An 18,253-nucleotide genomic window follows, 5' to 3' on the forward strand; every position below is an offset into this window, starting at 1 on the left:
GAATTTCAGGCCGAACGGCCGATCAGGCGATCGTTGGGCGAGGTGACGATGGTCATATGACCCGGCTGGGGCAGTTCACAACCCGCGGTGTCACCCGCGTCGGTCACCCCGTACAGCCCAGGGGGGCTGCCCGCCGCCCGCAACCGGTCCAGCAGATCGTGGGCGCGCCCGGCCAATTCGGGAATGCGCGCGGTGCGCCCGGTGGCCACCGCGGCGGTCAACGGCACCTCGGCGGCCTCGCCTACGATGGCCAGCACGTCGGGGGTCATGCTGAACGTTCCGGTGCGGGCGGGCACGTCATCGATCGGCACCAGCACCGTGCCGCCGGCGGCGGACAGCACCGACAACGCCCGTGAGCCGAGCGGATCGGCCAGCGCCGCCTGGACCCGCCGCAGTTTGCGCCGGGCCGCGTCCGTGCCCGTGACGGGTCTTCGCTCGTCCGGGTGCGCCGGAATGCCCAGCGCCACGACCTGGTACGACCGTGCGATCGGAATGCCGGTCGCCCTGGCCAGTTCGCCGACCGCGTGCCCGCCCAGCAACGCGGAGACCAGCGTCTGGGCGGCGGTCTGATGTTCCCGCGCGACCGCGCGATGCTCGTCCACGTAGGCGGTCGACGCCGCCACCGTCACCATTTCCAGGACGTGGATCGCCAGTCGCGCACCCGCGAGAAAATGGTCGGTCCGTTCGTCGGCGACCTCGTCGGCGAGTAATTCCAGTCCGTTGCGGATTTCGTCGTGATACGCGCCGAGCACCGTTTCCAGCGCGATCCCCTCCCGCGCCCAGCGCGAGGCGAAACCGGCGATCTCCGGGGGTCGCGACGCCGCGGGCGCCGGACGCGGCGCCAGCAGTTCGACGGCGGCCGCCAAACAGTTCCGCGCGGTGCTCGCGACATCGCCGGAGGCGTCGTGGCCGACGCGCTCGGCGAGGTGTTCGACGAGTTTCGATGTCAATGTCTCGGTACTCGTTCTCGGCTGCCTGCCCATCATGCCTTCCGAAGGTTAGCGACGGATCGTGATGGAATCGAGATATGTCGCGCCGAATCGGGTAAGTCATCAGTGGTCGCCCGACCGGTTGGGCACGATCACAAGCTTTTTCGAGCGGATCGAGGCCGACGACGTCCGGCACGAACAGAACTGCTGCGGCGCCGCGGTTTTCGAATCCGGCGCTCGAGCCGTCGCCGGCCCAACGATCTGCGGAGGATGTGACGCAGCGCCGTCCGCGCATTTCCGGCGCTGCGTCGAGCTCACCTTAGATCCGCGGGCACCGGCCTGAGAAGTCCCCTTCGACGCTGTCAGGACGGTTCATCGACGCCCACGGCCACGATTGGGACGTCACACAGTCCGTGTCGTCGCGGCGGACCGGTCCGGCGCGTGCTATGAACCGTGGAATCGAAAGGCAAACCTGTGAGCTGTTCCATGAGATCTTCCGAACGGCTGTGCAGCGGATCGCGGCGCCGATAGCATCGAGCGCCGCGCTGCCGTACGGCGTCGCGACGAGTTTCGAAGGGCTACACCACATATGAGCGGTACGCGAGAGAAGCTGGACGAGCTGCGGGCGATCCTGGAGCTGGCCGAGGAGCCCGCGGGCGAGAACGGAATCGCGAAGCGCAAGAGCAAGGGAATCCCCAGTGCGCGGGAGCGGGTGCGCGCACTCCTGGACCCCGGGAGTTTCGTGGAGATCGGCGCGCTGGTGCGCCAGCCGGGCACCCCCGGCGCCATGTACGGCGACGGCGTGGTCACCGGGCGCGGCCGGATCGACGGCAGGCCCGTCGTGGTGATCGCGCACGATCAGACCGTTTTCGGCGGCTCGGTGGGTGAGATGTTCGGCCGCAAAGTGGCCGCCGCACTGGATTTCGCCACCACGAACGCCTGCCCGGTCGTCGCGATCAACGACTCCGGCGGCGCCCGCATCCAGGACGCGGTCACCTCGCTGGCGTGGTATGCGCTGATGAGCCGCCGCCAGGAACGGCTGTCGGGCTTCGTACCACAGGTATCGATCATGCTGGGCAAATGCGCGGCGGGGTCGGTCTACGCACCGGTGAACACCGACGTCCTGATCGCGACCGAGAAGTCGTACATGTTCGTCACCGGCCCCGAGGTGATCAAGGAGGTCACCGGCGAGGAGGTGACCATGGAGGAGCTGGGCGGCGCGCAGGCGCAGGCCGCGACCGGCACCGTCCACCACGTCGCCGCCACCGAGCGGGACGCCTTCGACTGGGCCAGGACCTATCTGAGCTATCTGCCGTCGAGTTGCCTGGAGCCCGGCCCGATCGTCAACCCGGGGCTGGAGCCGCAGGTCACGCCGCACGATCTGGAGCTGGACTCGATCGTTCCCGATTCCGATCGGCAGGGCTACGACATGCACGAGATCTTGCTGCGCCTGTTCGACGACGGTGACTTCCACGAGATCAGCACGGCCACCGCGCAGAACCTGATCACCGGCTTCGCCAGGGTGGACGGGCGCAGCGTCGGGGTGATCGCGAACCAGCCCCTGGTGCTCGGCGGCGCGATCGATGCCAAATGCTCGGACAAGGCGACGCATTTCATCCGCTTGTGCAACGTCTTCGGGTTGCCGCTGATCTTCGTCGTGGACACCCCCGGTGTGCTGCCCGGCGTGGAGGAGGAGCGCAGCGGGGTGATCAAACGCGGCGGGCGGTTCTTCCGCGCGGTGATCGAGGCGACCGTCCCGATCGTCACCGTCGTGGTGCGCAAGGCTTACGGTGGCGGCTACGCCGTGATGGGCTGCAAGCAACTCGGCGCCGACGTCAGCCTGGCCTGGCCGACGGCGCGCATCGCCGTGATGGGCGCCGAGAGCGCGGTGAGCATCGTGGGCAAGCGTCAGATCGCCCAGGTGCCCCCTGAGCAACGCGCGGCGGTGCGCGACTACATGATCGAGCAGTACAACGCCACGGTGGCCACGCCATGGATCGCCGCCGAGCGCGGCTACATCGATGCGGTGATCGAGCCATCGCGGACCAGACTGGAGATCCGTCGCGCGCTGCGCCTGCTGCGCGAGAAGGAGGCGAGCGCCGAGCCCAACCCGCGCAAGCACAGCCTCTTCCCCGTCTGAGACGACCCTCGGCTCCGGTTATGTTGTGTCACAACGTAACCGGGTCTACGTGATGGGATCTCCGACGATCCGTGCCGAATGGGGCCGCCCGGTACGCCGATGCCTTAATCTCAGGGCAGTGCCGGGCAGCTTCGTTCGCCGCGTTGCCGCCCCGGCACGCGACGTGCCCGCTGCGCGTGTTCCCTACCCTCGCCCGGCGGGCACGCCGCACCAAGGCTCAGCCGTGCCCCCAGGTGAGGTCGGCGGCCACCCATTCGGTTTCCCACCGGCGCAGCCGCCGCCGATCGAGTCCACGGCGCAGCAGCAGGTAACTTCCCGCGAGCACGATCGACACGCCGAGTACCGCACCCGCGGTGAGCATGACCGCTTTACTGGCGGGCTGGGACGACGAAGGCGGCTCGACGATCGCACCGCGCTCGTTCAGCCAGATCGGCACGGCGGAACCCGGCTCCACCACCGTGGTCGACTGATAGTCGCCGGTGTGGGTCACGCCGTCGGCGTCTTTCCAGGACACGCGGGCGGGCACCACCGGCGCGTACAGCGGCGCCTTCCCGGTTTCGATCACCGTGGCATCGACCTGATGCAACCGCGCCGTCTCGGCCTGCACGGCGGCCGTCTCCGCCCGGTATACCCGGCCGCCGACGGTCACCGCCAGCACGGGCACGACGATCAGGAACACCAGGGCCAGCAGGACCGCGACCCCGGTTTGCACACGGTCTTCCCTGCGGCGCAGCGGATTTCGATCCAGTCCGACGCGGCGGCACGTGCGGTGGTACATGTTCACCGACCCGGTAGACATGACGGTGACTCCTCGTTACGGAATTCGGCGGTGAGGGTGACGAGGGTGTCGAAGAACTCTTCGACGAGGCCGGGCAGACCCATCGGATCCGGGCCTGCCGCCCAGCTCTGCAGCGCCGCGAGCAGCATGCCCGCGCCGGCGCCCACGGCTACCGCCGGACGCGGATCCGTCAGCGGATCCACTCCCAGCCGCGCCGCGATGATCCGGACCGATTCGCGCTGCCCATCGATGCGGATGCGCTGATAGCCGGCGAACAGTTCGGGTTCGTCCTCGAAGCGCTGGAACAATGCCCAGCGACGGACCAGCAGGGACGCGCGCGCGCCCCCGTACTCGGTGGCGAACCAGTCGTGGACGGCGTTGCGGTAGGCGGTCAGGGGCGGCTCACCCGGCGGCCGACGGCGCAACGCCTCGTTGAACAGGTGGACGTCTTGATCGACATCGCCCAGAATCGCCTCCTCGATGGAGGCGAAATGCCTGCTGAACGTGCGCCGGGTGACACCGGCCCGCACCGCGATGTCCTCGACGGCCACCGCTTCCAGCCCCCGCTCGGTGAGCAGGTCGAACGCCGCACGCGACAACGCCTCGCGGCTGCGCATAGTGCGCAGTCGACGGCCGTCCAGACCGACACCGTCGTCGCTCATACACACAGCGTACCCCCTATTGTCCCAATGGGACAATATTCGGCCCTTTCCCCGGCATGCGGATCATCTCGCACAGGAAATGCCCGATTCGGGCGCGCTGAATCCAGGATGGAGCGGACGGGGCGCGGGGCGGCGAGGGAGTTCTCTCCGGCGCGCGAATGCGGCGTGCCGCGGTGCGCGATCCGGTCACCCTCGCGGGTGGTCCACCGGTTCGTCGACCGTCGGCGGCACGCCGTCGCGCAAGACCTGGAGCAGTTGCCGGGAATGCTGCGGGGAAGGGGCCAGCAGCGAAAGTTGGTTCAGCGCCGCGTAGTACACATCCAGGTCGGCGATCTTGTCCAGATACAGCGCGCTGGTCAGCTGCTGAAGGTAGACGATATCGGGCAGATCCGCCTCGGCGAAACGCAAGATGGTGAACGCGCCGTCGGTGAGAGCCGGGCCGCCCACATGGTCGGCCAGGATCTGGATGGTGATGTTCGGCTGAGCGGCCGCGCGCAGCACGCGGTCGAGCTGGGCGCGCCAGACGGTCGAGCCGCCGATCCTGCGGCGCAGCGCGGCCTCCTCGATGATCATCCACAGCTGGGGCGGGTGCGGACCGGCGAGGATGTCCTGCCTGCGCATGCGCAGCGCGACACGACGTTCGATCGAATCCTCCGGCTCCCCCGGATGCGACAGGGTGAGCAGCGAGCGGGCGTACTCCGGCGTCTGCAGCAGTTCCGGGACCGCTCGCGGTTCGTAGCTGCGGATCAAGCGCGCCGCCTGTTCCAGCCCGAGGTAGGTGTCGAACCATTTCGGCAGCCAGTCGTTGTCCCGCGCCCACCAACCGGACGCATTGGCCTGCCTGGCCAGCTCCAGGTAGCGCTCCCGTTCCCCGGGATCGGTCACCCCGTAGAGGTCGAGCAGGTCGACCAGATCCCGTTCCCGGCAGCCGGTGCGCCCGAGCTCGAGCCTGCTGATCTTCGAATGCGACCCGCGTATGGCGTCACCGGCCGCCTCGCGGGTGATATTCCGGGACTCGCGTAGGCGGCGCAGCCTGCCGCCGAGGACCATGCGTAGGACCGTCGGCCCGCCGGACGCGGCATGACCGCCGGGCCCGGGAGCATCGCTCGCCTGTCGTTCCTTCGAAGGACGCATGCCCCGAGTCTGCCATGTTCACCCAGTCGTTATCTATGGTCGAAAGTCCCTGTACCGCTGGGCATTCGTGGTTCCTCCGGGCTCGTCGCCGCGCTGACGGTCAGGCGTGGCCGGACGGCAGCTCGACGATACGCGGCTCGCGCTCGCGCAACGCCGCGATGAGGTCGCGGGTGTACTCGGGCGGCGCGGCGTGCACCGACAGCAGATTCGCCACGGCGCGGTAGGCGGCGAGATCGGCGTCTTTGTCCAGGTACAGCGCGCCGGTGAGCTGCTGGAGATACACGATGTCGGGCAGATCCGCCTCGGCGAAGCGCAGCATGGCGAACGCGCCGTCGGACAGCGCCGGGCCGCCGACATGATCGGCGAGCACCTGCACCGTGATGTTCGGCGCCTCCGCGGCGCGCAGCAGGTGCTCGAGCTGGGCCAGCCACACCTGCGATCCCCCGATCCTGCGCCGTAGCGCCGCCTCCTCGACGATCAGCCACAGCTGGGGCGGGTCGGGTCTGGTCAGGATCTCCTGGCGGCGCATCCGCAGGGCCACGCGCCGCTCGATCGACTCCTCGTCCTCGTGCGGATGCGCGAGCACGAACAGTGCGCGAGCGTAGTCGGGGGTCTGCAGCAACTCCGGGACGACCCGCGGCTCATAGCAGCGGATGAGCTGGGCGGCCTGTTCCAGCCCGAGGTAGGTGTCGAACCACTTCGGCAGCCAGTCGGCGTCGCGATGCCACCATCCCGAGGTGTTCGCCTGCTTCGCCAGCCGCTTGAATTCCGCGCACTCCTCCTCGTCGGTGACGCCGTACAGCGCGAGCAGATCCACCAGATCCCGTTCCCGGAAACCGGTGCGCCCCAATTCCAACCGGCTGATCTTGGAATGCGAGCCGCGGATCGCCTCGCCCGCTTCCTCGAGTGAGATGCCGCATGCCTCCCGCAGCCGCCGCATCCGCCCGCCGAGGATCATCCGTAAGGCGGTCGGGCCGCCCTCGACGGCGGGAGCCGTTCCCCGAGCGATGGTTTCGTTTTGAGGCCGCACTACCGAAGCACGCATGTACGCAGTCTTGCATGCGCACTGTCCACATTCCAGCACCGAGTTCTCGCCGACGACGCGAATGCGCAGGTGTAAGCACATCCGCAAGATCACGCACGGGATAGCGGGGACTCTACTCGCGTCCGGTGGCAGTCACCGGACGTCGCACACTGCGCTGTGATGCAGGCCGACTTCGCACACCCGCCTGCCAACTTACTCCCAGTACGCGCGAAACCCCGTGGCCGCGAGGTCACGGGGTTCGTCGGCCGGGCGAGGTACCGGACTTCGGTGGGCGAGAGAGTTATTCCGGCGTACAGGGTTACGCCCGAACCGGATCACGGTGTGGTTCGGACGCCCGAGCGACGGCACCGGCCCCACGCTCTCCGGACGAGGAGGCCAGAGCTGCCGCACGGTTCAGCGCAACAGCACGTCCGCCGTCGCACGACCGAACAGCTTCCGGTCCCCGCAGGTCGCCGTCAACGCGATGGTGGCCGCGCGGCGATCGGGATCCAATTGCTTGACCCGGCCGTGAAATTCGATCGCACTGGCCTTGGTCGCCGGCACCGGGGCGAACCCGGCGAACCGCACGCCGTATCGCGTCACGGCGGCGGGATCACCGAGCCACGAGGTGAGATATCCGGCGCCGAGGCCCATCGTCAGCAGACCGTGCGATACCACGTCGGGCAGACCGGCGCTACGCGCGACCTCGTCGCTGAAGTGGATCGGATTCGAATCGCCCGACACACCGGCGTAGTTCACCAGATCGCCACGGGACACCAGCACCGTGCGCGGGGCGAGTTCCATGCCGACGGACAAGTCCTCGAAAGCGGGAAGGGTCCGCGGCATGCGCGGCTCGGCGGCCGCGTCCGGTTGCGCCGGCTCATCGAAGCTCTCGACCAGCCCGCCGTCGTCGTCGGCCGAGCGCGCGGCCGCCGCGTCCGCGCGGTCGGCGGCCGACTGCCCGGTCATGATCACGCCATCGACCGCCGCGCGCAGATCGGCGGCGAGCTCGACTCCGGTCTGCGCCACCGCCGTGGTGTGCGCGGTCTGCAACACCTCCTTGTGCTGATTGCTCAGCACGTTCTTGGTGACCATGAAGTCCTTGTCGCCGAACTGCCGGAACGACTCGATATAGGAGTCGCACCGCACCTCGTCGCCCGCGACGATCGGCCGGTGCACCCGGATCGACTGCTCGGTCTGCAGCACTTGGCCGAGGTCGTACCCGGTGAGCACGGACTCGAACATCTTGCGCTGCATCAGCATGAGGATTATCGAGGAGAACGTCAGCGGCGCGACGAGTCCGTCGAAGCCCAGTCCCCCGGCGGCGTCTTCGTGCCGGTGCGCCGGATGGCCGTCCTGCAGCGCTCGCGCGAACTCCCGGATCTTCTCCCGACCCACCTCGTACGGGTCGGTCAGGCGGTAGTGCCGCCCCACCAGTGCCTTGGCCTGCTCGGACGCGGTGGTCGTGATGTCGCTCATGTGCCTCTCTCGGGAATTCGGGCGTTACCCCGCCCGGACCGGCCCACCGTACCGAAGCGGCGACGACACCGCACAGCACTCTAGCCAGAACTGGGCATACGAACCGAAGGGGACAAGTGTTGATCGCACTCCCAGGCCCACAGTGTTAACCGGAGCCCCCACCGCGCCCTCGACCGGTCAGCACTCGTCGGGCGCCCGGACTCCCCGCAGCCTGTCGTCGAGCCAGACCATGGCTTCCGGATATCCGAGCGCACCCGCGATGATGTGCTCGCCGAGCACACTGCGGTACACCGCAGGCACCCCCAGGCGGCACTGCTCCGCGTAGAGATTGCGCGCGCCCTCGGCCGGGATCCAGAACTCCTGCTCGCCGTTGTAGACGTACAGCGGAGTCGCCGACCTCATGCCGGCCATCTTCGTCACCCGATAGATGTCCGCGGCCAGCACCGAGTGCAGCGGATCGGGGAAGTTCGCGGCGATGTCGATCGGCAGCATCAGCACACCGATCGCACCGTAGCTGCTGCCGCACATGTTCTTCACCGGTGAGGTGGCCACCCACTGGGCGAGATTGTTCATCCCGGCCAGGATCTCCGGCCGCTCGCGGCCGATCCCGAAGACCGCCCCCATGAACACCGCCGAGGCGAGGTTGCCGTTCATGCTGCGCGCCAGGATCTCGAAGTCGGCGGGCACGCCGCCGAGCGCGGCGCCGACGATCACGCCCGCCAATTCCGGTGCGTAGCCGTCGATCAGCTTCACCGCCCCGTGTGTCGCGATCGCGCCGCCGGAATACCCCGCGAGCCCGAACTTCGCGGCGCCGAACTCCTCCGGCAACAGACCGCGCACCGCCCTGATCGAGTCCAGCACCGCGTGCCCGGCCACGATCGGCTCGGCGTAGGCCATCGACGGGCCCTCGTGGTCGGGGATCAGCACGGCGTAACCGCGCAGCGCCGCCACGTGCGTCGTGGGTGGCAGGAAATCGGTGAAGCTGGTGTCCGGGTTGAGTCCGTGCGCGAGGGTGTATCCGGGTGTGCAGGTACGGCCGAGGGCGTCGATGGGCAGGTTGTTCACCACCACCGGCCGCTGCCCCGGTCCCGGCCACGGTGCGGCGGGAACGACCAGCGTCGCGGTGGCATACGACGGCGCGCCGTGCGCGTCGGTCGTGCGGTACTTGATCAGGAGTGCCCGCTGGATGGGCATCAGCATCAACGGTGCGGTGGTCGGGCTCACGTCACGGATTTCGATGACCTGCCCTTCGGACAGTTCGTCGAGATTCGCCGGGCGCAGGTCGAACATCGGATCACCGACGGCCGACGGCAGGGCGGCCGAGCGCAGCGCCGCCAGCGACGGCGACAGCGTAGTCGCTTCGTGCGCGGGCCAACTCGGCTCCGGTGGCGGCGCGATCGGTGGCGGCGGGATGACCTGATCGATGAGTTGTTGCAGCCCGGGCAGGAGCCCGCCGGGCGGTGGGGCGGGCACGGGCTCCGCGGCAGCGGGGACGGCCAGGGCCGAGCCGGCGGCGAGCAAAGCCACAGCAATGGCACGCGAAATTCTCATGGCACACGCCTTCGGGTGCGAACGGCAACGTCGTCTGGCACCCGGGCGCACTGGCCTTCGACCCCCGAATCGGCCCCTGTCAGACCGGAAGCCAGGACGTCAGGCTACGTCAGCGGCCATGGCTGGACGCACTAAAGCGTCCGAGTTGTGCTGTCGCGTATCCATATCGCAACAACCGGGCCGAGACCCGTATCCGGAGAACGGGTCCCGGCTCGGCCGGTCGCGTATCGTCGCTCAGCAATTGCTCGGCGCAGGCTCCCCTCGGAAGCGGGCGTCCAGCCAGGTCAGAGCCGCGGGAATGCCGAGCACCGCCGCGGTCAGATGGTCCGGAACCGGAATCTGCTCGGCCTGCACCTTGGCGCCCGCCGCACACCACCGCTTGTCGGTGTTGACCACCGCGTCGATCGGGATGAGACCGTCGATCGGCGAATGCCATTCGAATACCGGCATCTTCGGCACGCCGTCGTAGAGCTCGAGGCTGTTCTCCTCGACCACGGCGCGCGCGGTGTCGTCGTTGATCATCGAGGTCGTCTTGGCGAAGTCCAGCGCACCGCGGCCCGCGCCCGTCGAGAGGATGTCGTTGGTGCAGCTGTTGGCGATCTGCGCGCGGGCGGCAAGCCCCCGTTCGTTCAACTGCTCGCTGAGCGGGAAGCGAGTCGGATACTCACGCTCCAACCCGAATCCGGCGGCGAACGCGAGCCCGAACACCGGGTGCGGGTTCAAACCCAGCCCCTCGAGCATCTTCACGAGATTCATCGGCACGCCGCCCATGGCCGCGCCGGCGATGTCGAGCTCCGGGGCGTACTTCGGTTGCAGGGCGGCCGCCCACGCGGTGGCCATCCCGCCGCCGGAATACCCGACCATCGCCACCGGGCTGCGCTGCACCCCGAGTTCGCCGACCTGCTTGACGGCGCGTATCCCGTCGAGGGTGATCTGCCCGCCGAGCTTCGCGGCGCCGTAGGCGAAATTCGGGCCGAGGTGATCGGGCAGCGCGACGCTCCAGCCGCGCGCCAGCAGCACGTTCCAGCCCGGCGCTTCCCGCACGACGAGGTTCGGGTCACCGGTGTAGAGCACCCGGGAGACCGAGCACTCCGAGCCGAGTCCGTTGATGATGTGCTGGAACGACAGCAGCGGCCCGTCGGTGCGATGCGCCTTGGGCGTCAGCACCGTGGTGGTCGCGGCGATCGGTTTACCCTCCGAACTCGTCGACCGGAACCGGACCACGGTCACCGTGGTCTCCGGGAAGATCGCCAGCGGCGGCATCACCCTGGTCGCGATCACGTCACCCGGCTTGCGGTCGGCGATATCCGCGGGTGTCGCGTAGAAGGGATCCGGATCGGGTTCGGGGTACAGCGGCGCGCTGGTTGCCGCGCCGGCCATGCTCGCGACCAGCACCAGGCCCGCGGCCATCGCTCCGATCGCACGTGCGAGACGCCGTCGTCCCACTCCCCCACCCAACGAACGTGGGCCCTGACTCATCGACGTGTGCCTCCTGAATCGTCCAACGCTGTACTCATCCTCGGCAACATCACCTGCGCTGGGCACCACCCGACGCGATCATGTTGACAATTCACAAGTTTCGGGTGCCCGGCCTGTGTTGGTCGCGCGCCCCGGCTGGTGACTGTACCCGACCGCCCGGCGTCCGTTCTGTGACATTTCCAGCCGATAACTTGGAACATGTTCTCAACAGTGGCGGCCCTTTACCGTCAGATCCACCGGCACGGCTGCCGAGCCGGTAGGAAGGAGACGGTGGCATGGACGGCACTGCGCGCAGACTCGCCGACCGCGACGACACCCAGGATCCGCCCACCCGGCGGATCACCGTCTACTTCGACGGCTCCACCCCCGAGGACGCGCTGGTCCTCGAATACGCCGCGACCAGGACCGAGGCGTGGGAGTTCACCTCGGCCGCCGCACACGCCGGGCTCACCGTCACCGTCGACGCCCAGGTCCGTCCCGGCCTGCGCAGGCTACCGTGCCGGTCGCTCTGGCGCTGAGTACGCGAGGTCAGGGCCGATCGAGCACGCCGCGCAGGAACGCGAGCGCGTCGGGAAACGCTTCCCGCGCCGCGCCCAGATGATCGCCGGGGTACCAGCCCACCCGCAGATCGGTGCCGGAGGCGCGCAACTCCGCGATCAGCTCGAGCGTCAACGGCGCGGGCACCTCCAGATCGGTCAGCCCTTGGCCGAGATACAGCGGAACGGAGTAGCCGCTCGTCGGCACCCGCAACATCGCGCGCACCGCGGCCAGCAACGCCGGATCGTCCAAGGGCCGCGACAGCATGGCGCCGATGCCGATACTCGCCACCTGCGCGTCCGCCTCGGCGGCGCAATCCGCCTCCACGATGCGCAGGACGTCCCGGCCCGCCTGCGTCAGGTAGCTGTCGATGTCCAGCTCCGGTGCGCTGGCGCGCAATCCGGCCAGCAGCATGCCGAAGTAGGTCGTCGTCTTCTGCAGCGGCAGTCGCGGCAGCCACGGCCCGGCCAGCGGGAACAGCGCGTCCAGGTTCGACGGCGTCCCGGTGGAGGCGGCACCGCGCAGATCGAGTTCGGGCGCGTCGGCGGGTGCGAGGTGGGCGGTGAACAGCGCCGCGTGCCCGCCCTGCGACTGGCCGAACACCGCCCAGCGGGTGCCGAGCGAGGGTGCGACCGCCCGTGCGGCGCGTACGCCGTCGATGATGCTGCGAGCCTGGGCCGGACCGTCCAGGTAGGGATGCACGCCGGGGGTGCCGAGACCGACATAGTCGGAGATCACGACCGCGTATCCCGCGCGCAGCAGGTCCGGGTACACCGACGTGAGGTAGTAGTCCCGGGGTCGCAGCGTGAACGCGCACTCGTCGGCGATCCCCGAGGTGCCGTGCGCGTAGGCGATGATCGGCCAACCGCCCTGCGGCGGAGTGCCTTCGGGCAGATACAGCACTCCGGTGCTCTGCATCGGCCCACGGGGGCCACGCGACCAATACGTCAGCCGCTCGGCGGTCGTCGCCCCCGCCACACGCAGCCGCCCCGCCAGCTCCACCAGGTCCGTCACGGTGCCCGGCGCCTCGCCCACCCGAGCGCCCGCGGGCCCGGCCAACGCGACCGTCACCGAGACCACGACGCCCGCCGCCCCCACCATGATCCGTCCACACCGCACCGACCGACTATCCCCAGCCGGAGCCGCACCGGCAAGCCACCACATTCGGTGGCGCGGCCGGGGAGTCTCGCCGGAGCCGCCCCGGCTCGCTAGGCTCGGGTGATCACGCCGGAAAGCGGTGCCGAGGAGAACACAGGAGGCTCGACCGTGGCGCAGCGGTACCCGCATCGCCTCGTCACCCGGCGTCGCGCGGCCGCCCTCCTCGCGACGGGCCTGCTTGCCTCGGTGGTCGCCTGCGGTGCCGATTCGTCCACGCCGTCGGCCGATATCGGCCGCACGACCACCTCCAGCGCCTCGGCGTCGCCGATCACCACAGCGCAGGCCGCGATACCGTCCGTCGACCCTTACGCGGGGCAGCCGCTGATCGACAACGTCACCTGGACCGAGACGATCGACGGCCCGCGACTGCTCGTCTTCCCCACGCAGGCCGGTCGGCAGACCACCTTCCCCGGCTCGGACGAACGGGCGTGGCAGGAAGTCGTGGACCGGTCGGCGGACGCCGACGCACCCGGCATGCGCGATCAGTTCATCTGTCACTGGGCGTGGGCGCGGCTGGTCCAGCCGAACAAGCCGAGCTGGAACCTGGAACCTTGGCGCCCGGCGGTCGGCTATCCGGCCACCGTCGAAGCGCACTGCAATCCCGGCGGCCCCGAGCGCTGAGCGCGGGCGCCGCCCCGACCGGAAGGAGCGATCCATGCGCGTCGTCATCGCAGGCGGACACGGGAAGATCGCCTTGCTGCTGGCCCCCGTGCTCACCGCGAACGGCCACGAGGTCGCCGCCCTGATCCGCAATCCCGAGCACGCGGACGAGGTGCGCGTCACCGGCGCCGAGCCGGTGCTGTGCGACCTGGAGCACGCGGCCGCCGACGAACTGGCGGACGTGGTGGAAGGCTGCGACGCGGCGATTTTCGCCGCGGGCGCGGGGCAGGGCAGCGGCGTCGAACGTAAGTACACCGTCGACCTGGGCGGCTCCGTCCGTCTGGCCGAGACGGCCGAGCGAACCGGAGTGCGCCGTTTCCTGCAGATCTCCACGATGGGCGCGGGCGGGTCGCCCGCTCCCGGTTCCGACGAGGTGTGGGCGGCGTACATAGATGCCAAGACCGAGGCCGAGAACGATCTGCGCAGCAGAGCTCTCGACTGGACCATCTTGCGCCCCGGCCGCCTGGTCGATGCCCCGGGCACCGGACTGGTGACTCTGGCCCCTCCCCCGGTCGGGCGCAGCGAGGTCCCCCGCGCCGACGTCGCGGCCGTACTGGCCGCACTGCTGCCCGCCGCGCACACCTTCGAGCTGACACTCGAACTCGTTTCCGGCAGCGATCCGATTAGCCAGGCAATAGCGCAACTGGCCGACTGAGTCGTCGTGTCGCTCGCCACCGCCCTTGCCGATCGACCGCAACGGTCACGATGGGAGAACAACCGTGTTCAGTCGAATCGTCTCGATGAAGATCCGCCCCGGCTCTCGCGCCGAGTTCCTCGCGGCCATATCCCGCAGCGCCGAAGCCTCCGTACGGACCGAGCCCGGCTGTCTGCGCTTCGACATCTGCGCTGATCGAGTGGATCCGCACCGATTCTTCCTCTACCAGCTCTACACCGATGACGAGGCGGCGGAAGCGCACCGCTTCACCGAACATTTTCTGGCCTGGCGGGCCGCCGCCGACCAATTCGTCGAGCCGGGTACACAGATCGATTACAGCACGGACGTCCTATTCGCCCGCGACTGAAATTCCGGCGCCGGGCACCACATCCGCAAACTTCCGGCCTCGAAATACGCACTGCGCACGTGCAATCGATCGTGCAGATGTGCTTGCATCTGAAAGGTACAGCGGCATAAACTCGGTCCCGCAACGCTTTACAGGGGACCACCAGGGAAGGCCGCGTGGGCGAGCCGAAGGCCGAAGCCGCCGTGGGTTTGCCGCCGCCGGACAAGCAGGGGCGTTCGAATGGAACTACCACTTACCGGCGGTCGGTTCGGATCAACCGACACCGCACTGGCCGACCAGCCAGCGAACGGTAGACATATGAGCACATCGACGGCCCGCAGCGGCCACAGCAATACCGCATTTTCCCGAGAAACCGCCGTGGCATACGTCATCGATGCCGTCGAATCCACCGGGGCGGCAACTCGGCACGATTTCGATATCGACCGGATCGTCACCACCGCGCACGCGATGGCCGACGATTGGGATCTCGAGACATTGCAACCCGCGACATTCTGGCGAATTGCCTCCAGCTTCATCAGGCAGTAGGTCCGAGCCCCGCCGTCCGAGCACCGGCGGATAGCTGAATGCCTTGTGCCACGAGCACTTTTTGTCGCGTCGCCCGACGCAGGCGCGTAGCCACCACGATGCCGCCGACGCCGGGCGCGGATAGACACCATTTCCGCGGCCACCGCCGCTTAGCAATTGGACAGCACAACCGAACGGCCACCTCCGATTCCGGAGGTGGCCGTTCGGCGTATCGGGGGTTTCCCGGCCGCGAGACGCTATCGCGCGATCTCAGCGCCCGTCGGCATACTTCTCCATGATCTCGATCGACTTCTCCGGACGCTCGGCCTGCACGCTGAGCCGGTCCATCACCGACAGGTACAGCGCCAGGTCTTGTCGCCGCTCGAGATACAGCGCGCTGGTCAGCTGTTCGAGGTACACGATGTCCGGGAGTTCCGGCTCGGCGAAACGCAGAATACTGAAGGAGCTGCCCGCCGCGGCGTGCTCGCCCGCGGTGAACGGCAGTACCTGGATCGTCACGTTCGGCAGCTTCGCCAGCCGGACCAGATGCAACATCTGCTCCCGATGCACCTCCGTGCCACCCACCGGTCGCACCAGCGCGGCTTCGTCGAGCACCGCCCAGACCACCGGAGGATCCGAGCGGAAGAGAATTTCCTGCCTGCGCTGACGTACCGCGACCCGCCGCTCCGTATCGACGTCCTCGTACCCGAGCGCCACGACCGCCCTGGCGTATTCGGGTGTTTGCAGCAGGCCCGGAACAAGATGCGACTCGTAGGTGCGAATCTTGCTCGCGGCCTGTTCCAGACCGAGGTAGGTACCGAACCACTGCGGCAGCAGGTCACTGTAGCGATGCCACCAACCGGGTTCGTTGGCCTGCCTGGCCAATTCGAGGAACGACTCGCGCTCCTCGGGATCGTGGACGCCGTACAGGGTCAGCAGGTCGCGGATGTCACGTTCCTTGAAGCCGGTACGGCCGAGCTCGAGACGACTGATCTTGGCGTGCGATCCGCGGATCGCATCGCCCGCCGCCTCGCGGGTGATGTTCCTCTTCTCCCGGAGCTTGCGCAGCTGGCCGCCCAGTGCGATGCGTAGCACGGTCGGACCACGTTCCGCGACAACGGATTGCACATGACCATCGTCATCGGGTTCAGCGATCATCGAGTTCGTCTCCGATACTCCGGGGGTTGCCCACAGTGTGTCACAACCACCTGTCGCGAAACACACCGTACCGACCGCTAATGTTACCGCTCAGCTAGTCAAATAGTCGAACTCCCCGGCCTTCGCGCCGCGGACGAACGCGTCGATCTCCGGACGCGTGTAGACGAGGACCCCGCCCTCCGGGTCCCGCGAGTTCCGCACCGCCACCTGGCCGTTGGCCGTTTCGGCCACCTCGACGCAGTTGCCGCTCGGATTACTGAAGGAACTCTTACGCCAAGTTCCGATGATCTCGTTGGTGGACGTATCCGACATCTTCCCCACTCCTCGGTTACCGCAGTTAGGCGATTCGGTTCGTGCAGATGCACGTTCAAACGTTCTTGCATTTGCACCAACACCGGACGATAGCACGAAGTTCGCCCTCCGTGCGCTCGCAGACCGGAGGCATCCGGGCGGCGATGTGAAACGCCGTTGCCTCGCCTCGGGAACAGCGAGATCAGCTCCCCGATCCACCCCGCTGGACGACTTCGAATCTTGTAGTGTCGCAGTGCACATCGGATGCACCAGTCATTCGCGACGCCCCCACGCACCCACCCGCACGGCAGTGTCGCGGACACGTTATTGCCGAGGAGTACCACCCCATGCCCGAAGACCACAGCCCCCTCATCCGGACCGACATCCCCCACTCCGCGCGGATCTGGAACTACTGGATGGGCGGCAAGGATTATTACGAGATCGACCGCATCGCAGGCGACGCCGGCATCGAGGTCGATCCGGACATCACCACCATGGCGGTGCAATCGCGCCAGTTCCTCATCCGCGCGGTGCGCTACCTCGCGGGCGAGATGGGCATCCGTCAGTTCCTCGACATCGGAACCGGCCTGCCCACCATGCAGAACACCCACGAGGTCGCCCAGACCGTCGCGCCCGAGTCCCGGATCGTCTACGTGGACAACGACCCGCTGGTGCTCACGCACGCGCGGGCGCTGCTCACCTCCACCACACCGGAGGGCGTCACCACCTACATCGACGCCGACTACCACGACCCCGAGCGGATCGTCAACGACGCCAAGCACGTCCTCAACTTCAACGAGCCCGTCGCCGTGATGTTCATGGGCGTGCTCGGCCATGCCAAGACCTACGACGATCTGCTGCGCATCGTGCACACCGTGCTGGATGCGGTGCCGTCGGGCAGCTACCTGGTGATGTGGGACGGCACCGACGACAGCAAAGCGTATGTCACCCTGTGCGAGAACTACACCGGCACCGGCGGCACTCCTTACGTCCCCCGTCCGCAGGCTCAGATCAAGGCCGTCTTCGACGGTCTGGAACTCGTCGACCCCGGCTTCGTGTCCATCACGCAGTGGCGCGCAGGCGACACCGAGGTCGGTGAGACCCGGCCGATCTCCGCCTACGGCGCGGTCGCCCGCAAGCCGTAAGGCCCCTGAACATCAAACCGTAAGCGGCACAGCGGTGGTCGCCGGTCTCGCGCCGGCGGCCGCCGCCGTTTTTTTCTCCGACCGATCGTGCAGATGTACTTGCATCTGTAAGTAACGGAGGCATAGACTCGAACTCGAAATCGGGGAGGTACGCAGGGAGTTCGAGCTTGCGTCACCGGCACATCGGCCTCCCCGCCGCACGTGGGACGCGAGGGGTAGTCGAATGATCGAGCCATTTCGAACGCCCCGCCGGGTTGCCGTCATCGATGGGGCCGGTGCCGAACCATTGCGCCAGTACTCGGCAGCGCCCGAGTTCGCCCTCTCCGATTGCGGGGTCGAGCCCCGCGGCCTCACCTACCGGCAGGCCCGCGACATTCTCTACACCCACGAAGTCCACGGTCCGCAGTGCAGGCAGTGGCTGGCCGCCGCCGCCTATCTGTCAGCGGGGCTGGACGACGAGTAACCCTGCCTCGGCAGGCACGCAAGAGCCCTCGCCGCAGGTGAAGCCGGCTCCGACGCTGTGACCGGCCGGTAGCGCTTCGCGATCCCGCGCCGCGGTCGAAGAGCGCCATCCCGGAATGCGTCCGGCTCCCAGACGATCT

General features: G+C 68.2%; 19 protein-coding genes. 8 read left to right on the forward strand and 11 right to left on the reverse strand.

Annotated elements, in window-relative coordinates:
* Positions 1–5: 5 nt before the first annotated feature.
* Positions 6–950, reverse strand: coding sequence for a transcriptional regulator (locus tag ACGF7Y_RS27825; protein WP_393238565.1), 945 nt, complete (start codon positions 948–950; stop codon positions 6–8).
* A 568-nt stretch (positions 951–1,518) separates the two neighbouring features.
* On the opposite strand from ACGF7Y_RS27825, the gene ACGF7Y_RS27830 reads away from it, so the two are divergent.
* Positions 1,519–3,069, forward strand: coding sequence for an acyl-CoA carboxylase subunit beta (locus ACGF7Y_RS27830; RefSeq protein ID WP_393238568.1), 1,551 nt, complete (start codon positions 1,519–1,521; stop codon positions 3,067–3,069).
* Positions 3,070–3,286: 217 nt separating this feature from the next.
* On the opposite strand, the gene ACGF7Y_RS27835 is transcribed toward ACGF7Y_RS27830, so the two are convergent.
* The 7 genes from ACGF7Y_RS27835 to ACGF7Y_RS27865 form a co-directional block, all read right to left on the reverse strand.
* Complete coding sequence (locus tag ACGF7Y_RS27835) at positions 3,287–3,868, reverse strand: hypothetical protein (protein WP_393238570.1); 582 nt, start codon at positions 3,866–3,868, stop codon at positions 3,287–3,289.
* Positions 3,850–4,509, reverse strand: a complete 660-nt coding sequence (locus tag ACGF7Y_RS27840; protein WP_393238573.1) for a TetR/AcrR family transcriptional regulator — start codon at positions 4,507–4,509, stop codon at positions 3,850–3,852. Before ACGF7Y_RS27840 ends, ACGF7Y_RS27835 begins: the two co-directional genes overlap by 19 nt.
* Positions 4,510–4,695: 186 nt before the next feature.
* Positions 4,696–5,643 (reverse strand): helix-turn-helix domain-containing protein, encoded by a 948-nt coding sequence (locus ACGF7Y_RS27845; protein WP_393238576.1) that lies wholly within the window; start codon positions 5,641–5,643, stop codon positions 4,696–4,698.
* A gap of 100 nt (positions 5,644–5,743) precedes the next feature.
* Positions 5,744–6,688, reverse strand: coding sequence for a helix-turn-helix domain-containing protein (locus tag ACGF7Y_RS27850; protein ID WP_393238578.1), 945 nt, complete (start codon positions 6,686–6,688; stop codon positions 5,744–5,746).
* A 393-nt stretch (positions 6,689–7,081) separates the two neighbouring features.
* Positions 7,082–8,146: a fused (3R)-hydroxyacyl-ACP dehydratase subunits HadA/HadB gene (locus ACGF7Y_RS27855; RefSeq protein ID WP_393238581.1), complete on the reverse strand. Its 1,065-nt coding sequence runs from the start codon at positions 8,144–8,146 to the stop codon at positions 7,082–7,084.
* Between the two features lie 177 nt (positions 8,147–8,323).
* Positions 8,324–9,697 carry a lipase family protein gene (locus tag ACGF7Y_RS27860; RefSeq protein ID WP_393238584.1) on the reverse strand — a complete coding sequence of 458 codons (1,374 nt, stop codon included), beginning with the start codon at positions 9,695–9,697 and terminating at the stop codon, positions 8,324–8,326.
* Positions 9,698–9,931: 234 nt separating this feature from the next.
* Complete coding sequence (locus ACGF7Y_RS27865) at positions 9,932–11,107, reverse strand: lipase family protein (RefSeq protein WP_357121387.1); 1,176 nt, start codon at positions 11,105–11,107, stop codon at positions 9,932–9,934.
* Between the two features lie 344 nt (positions 11,108–11,451).
* Between ACGF7Y_RS27865 and ACGF7Y_RS27870 the strand changes: the two genes are divergently transcribed.
* Positions 11,452–11,694, forward strand: a complete 243-nt coding sequence (locus ACGF7Y_RS27870) for a hypothetical protein (RefSeq protein WP_393238588.1) — start codon at positions 11,452–11,454, stop codon at positions 11,692–11,694.
* A gap of 10 nt (positions 11,695–11,704) precedes the next feature.
* Here the strand turns inward: ACGF7Y_RS27870 and ACGF7Y_RS27875 are convergent, their stop codons facing one another.
* Positions 11,705–12,814 carry a lipase family protein gene (locus tag ACGF7Y_RS27875; RefSeq protein ID WP_393238903.1) on the reverse strand — a complete coding sequence of 370 codons (1,110 nt, stop codon included), beginning with the start codon at positions 12,812–12,814 and terminating at the stop codon, positions 11,705–11,707.
* A gap of 165 nt (positions 12,815–12,979) precedes the next feature.
* On the opposite strand from ACGF7Y_RS27875, the gene ACGF7Y_RS27880 reads away from it, so the two are divergent.
* From ACGF7Y_RS27880 to ACGF7Y_RS27895, 4 genes are all read left to right on the forward strand, one after another.
* Positions 12,980–13,492 carry a DUF2599 domain-containing protein gene (locus tag ACGF7Y_RS27880; protein ID WP_393238591.1) on the forward strand — a complete coding sequence of 171 codons (513 nt, stop codon included), beginning with the start codon at positions 12,980–12,982 and terminating at the stop codon, positions 13,490–13,492.
* A gap of 34 nt (positions 13,493–13,526) precedes the next feature.
* Positions 13,527–14,186, forward strand: a complete 660-nt coding sequence (locus tag ACGF7Y_RS27885; protein ID WP_393238594.1) for an SDR family oxidoreductase — start codon at positions 13,527–13,529, stop codon at positions 14,184–14,186.
* A 64-nt stretch (positions 14,187–14,250) separates the two neighbouring features.
* Positions 14,251–14,553, forward strand: a complete 303-nt coding sequence (locus ACGF7Y_RS27890) for a putative quinol monooxygenase (RefSeq protein WP_040866588.1) — start codon at positions 14,251–14,253, stop codon at positions 14,551–14,553.
* 297 nt (positions 14,554–14,850) lie between these two features.
* Positions 14,851–15,078 (forward strand): hypothetical protein, encoded by a 228-nt coding sequence (locus ACGF7Y_RS27895; RefSeq protein ID WP_040866587.1) that lies wholly within the window; start codon positions 14,851–14,853, stop codon positions 15,076–15,078.
* 249 nt (positions 15,079–15,327) lie between these two features.
* Here ACGF7Y_RS27895 and ACGF7Y_RS27900 read toward each other — a convergent pair whose 3' ends face one another.
* Positions 15,328–16,215, reverse strand: coding sequence for a helix-turn-helix domain-containing protein (locus tag ACGF7Y_RS27900; RefSeq protein WP_393238599.1), 888 nt, complete (start codon positions 16,213–16,215; stop codon positions 15,328–15,330).
* Between the two features lie 90 nt (positions 16,216–16,305).
* A complete protein-coding gene (locus ACGF7Y_RS27905; protein WP_393238602.1) occupies positions 16,306–16,527 on the reverse strand; it encodes a DUF397 domain-containing protein in 222 nt (73 codons plus the stop codon).
* A gap of 326 nt (positions 16,528–16,853) precedes the next feature.
* Between ACGF7Y_RS27905 and ACGF7Y_RS27910 the strand changes: the two genes are divergently transcribed.
* Both ACGF7Y_RS27910 and ACGF7Y_RS27915 read left to right on the forward strand, forming a co-directional pair.
* Positions 16,854–17,651, forward strand: coding sequence for an SAM-dependent methyltransferase (locus ACGF7Y_RS27910; protein WP_393238605.1), 798 nt, complete (start codon positions 16,854–16,856; stop codon positions 17,649–17,651).
* A gap of 223 nt (positions 17,652–17,874) precedes the next feature.
* Positions 17,875–18,114 carry a hypothetical protein gene (locus ACGF7Y_RS27915; RefSeq protein WP_040866586.1) on the forward strand — a complete coding sequence of 80 codons (240 nt, stop codon included), beginning with the start codon at positions 17,875–17,877 and terminating at the stop codon, positions 18,112–18,114.
* Positions 18,115–18,253 lie beyond the last annotated feature (139 nt).

It is taken from the genome of Nocardia sp. NPDC047654, from assembly GCF_043205035.1.
Taxonomy (GTDB): Bacteria; Actinomycetota; Actinomycetes; order Mycobacteriales; family Mycobacteriaceae; genus Nocardia.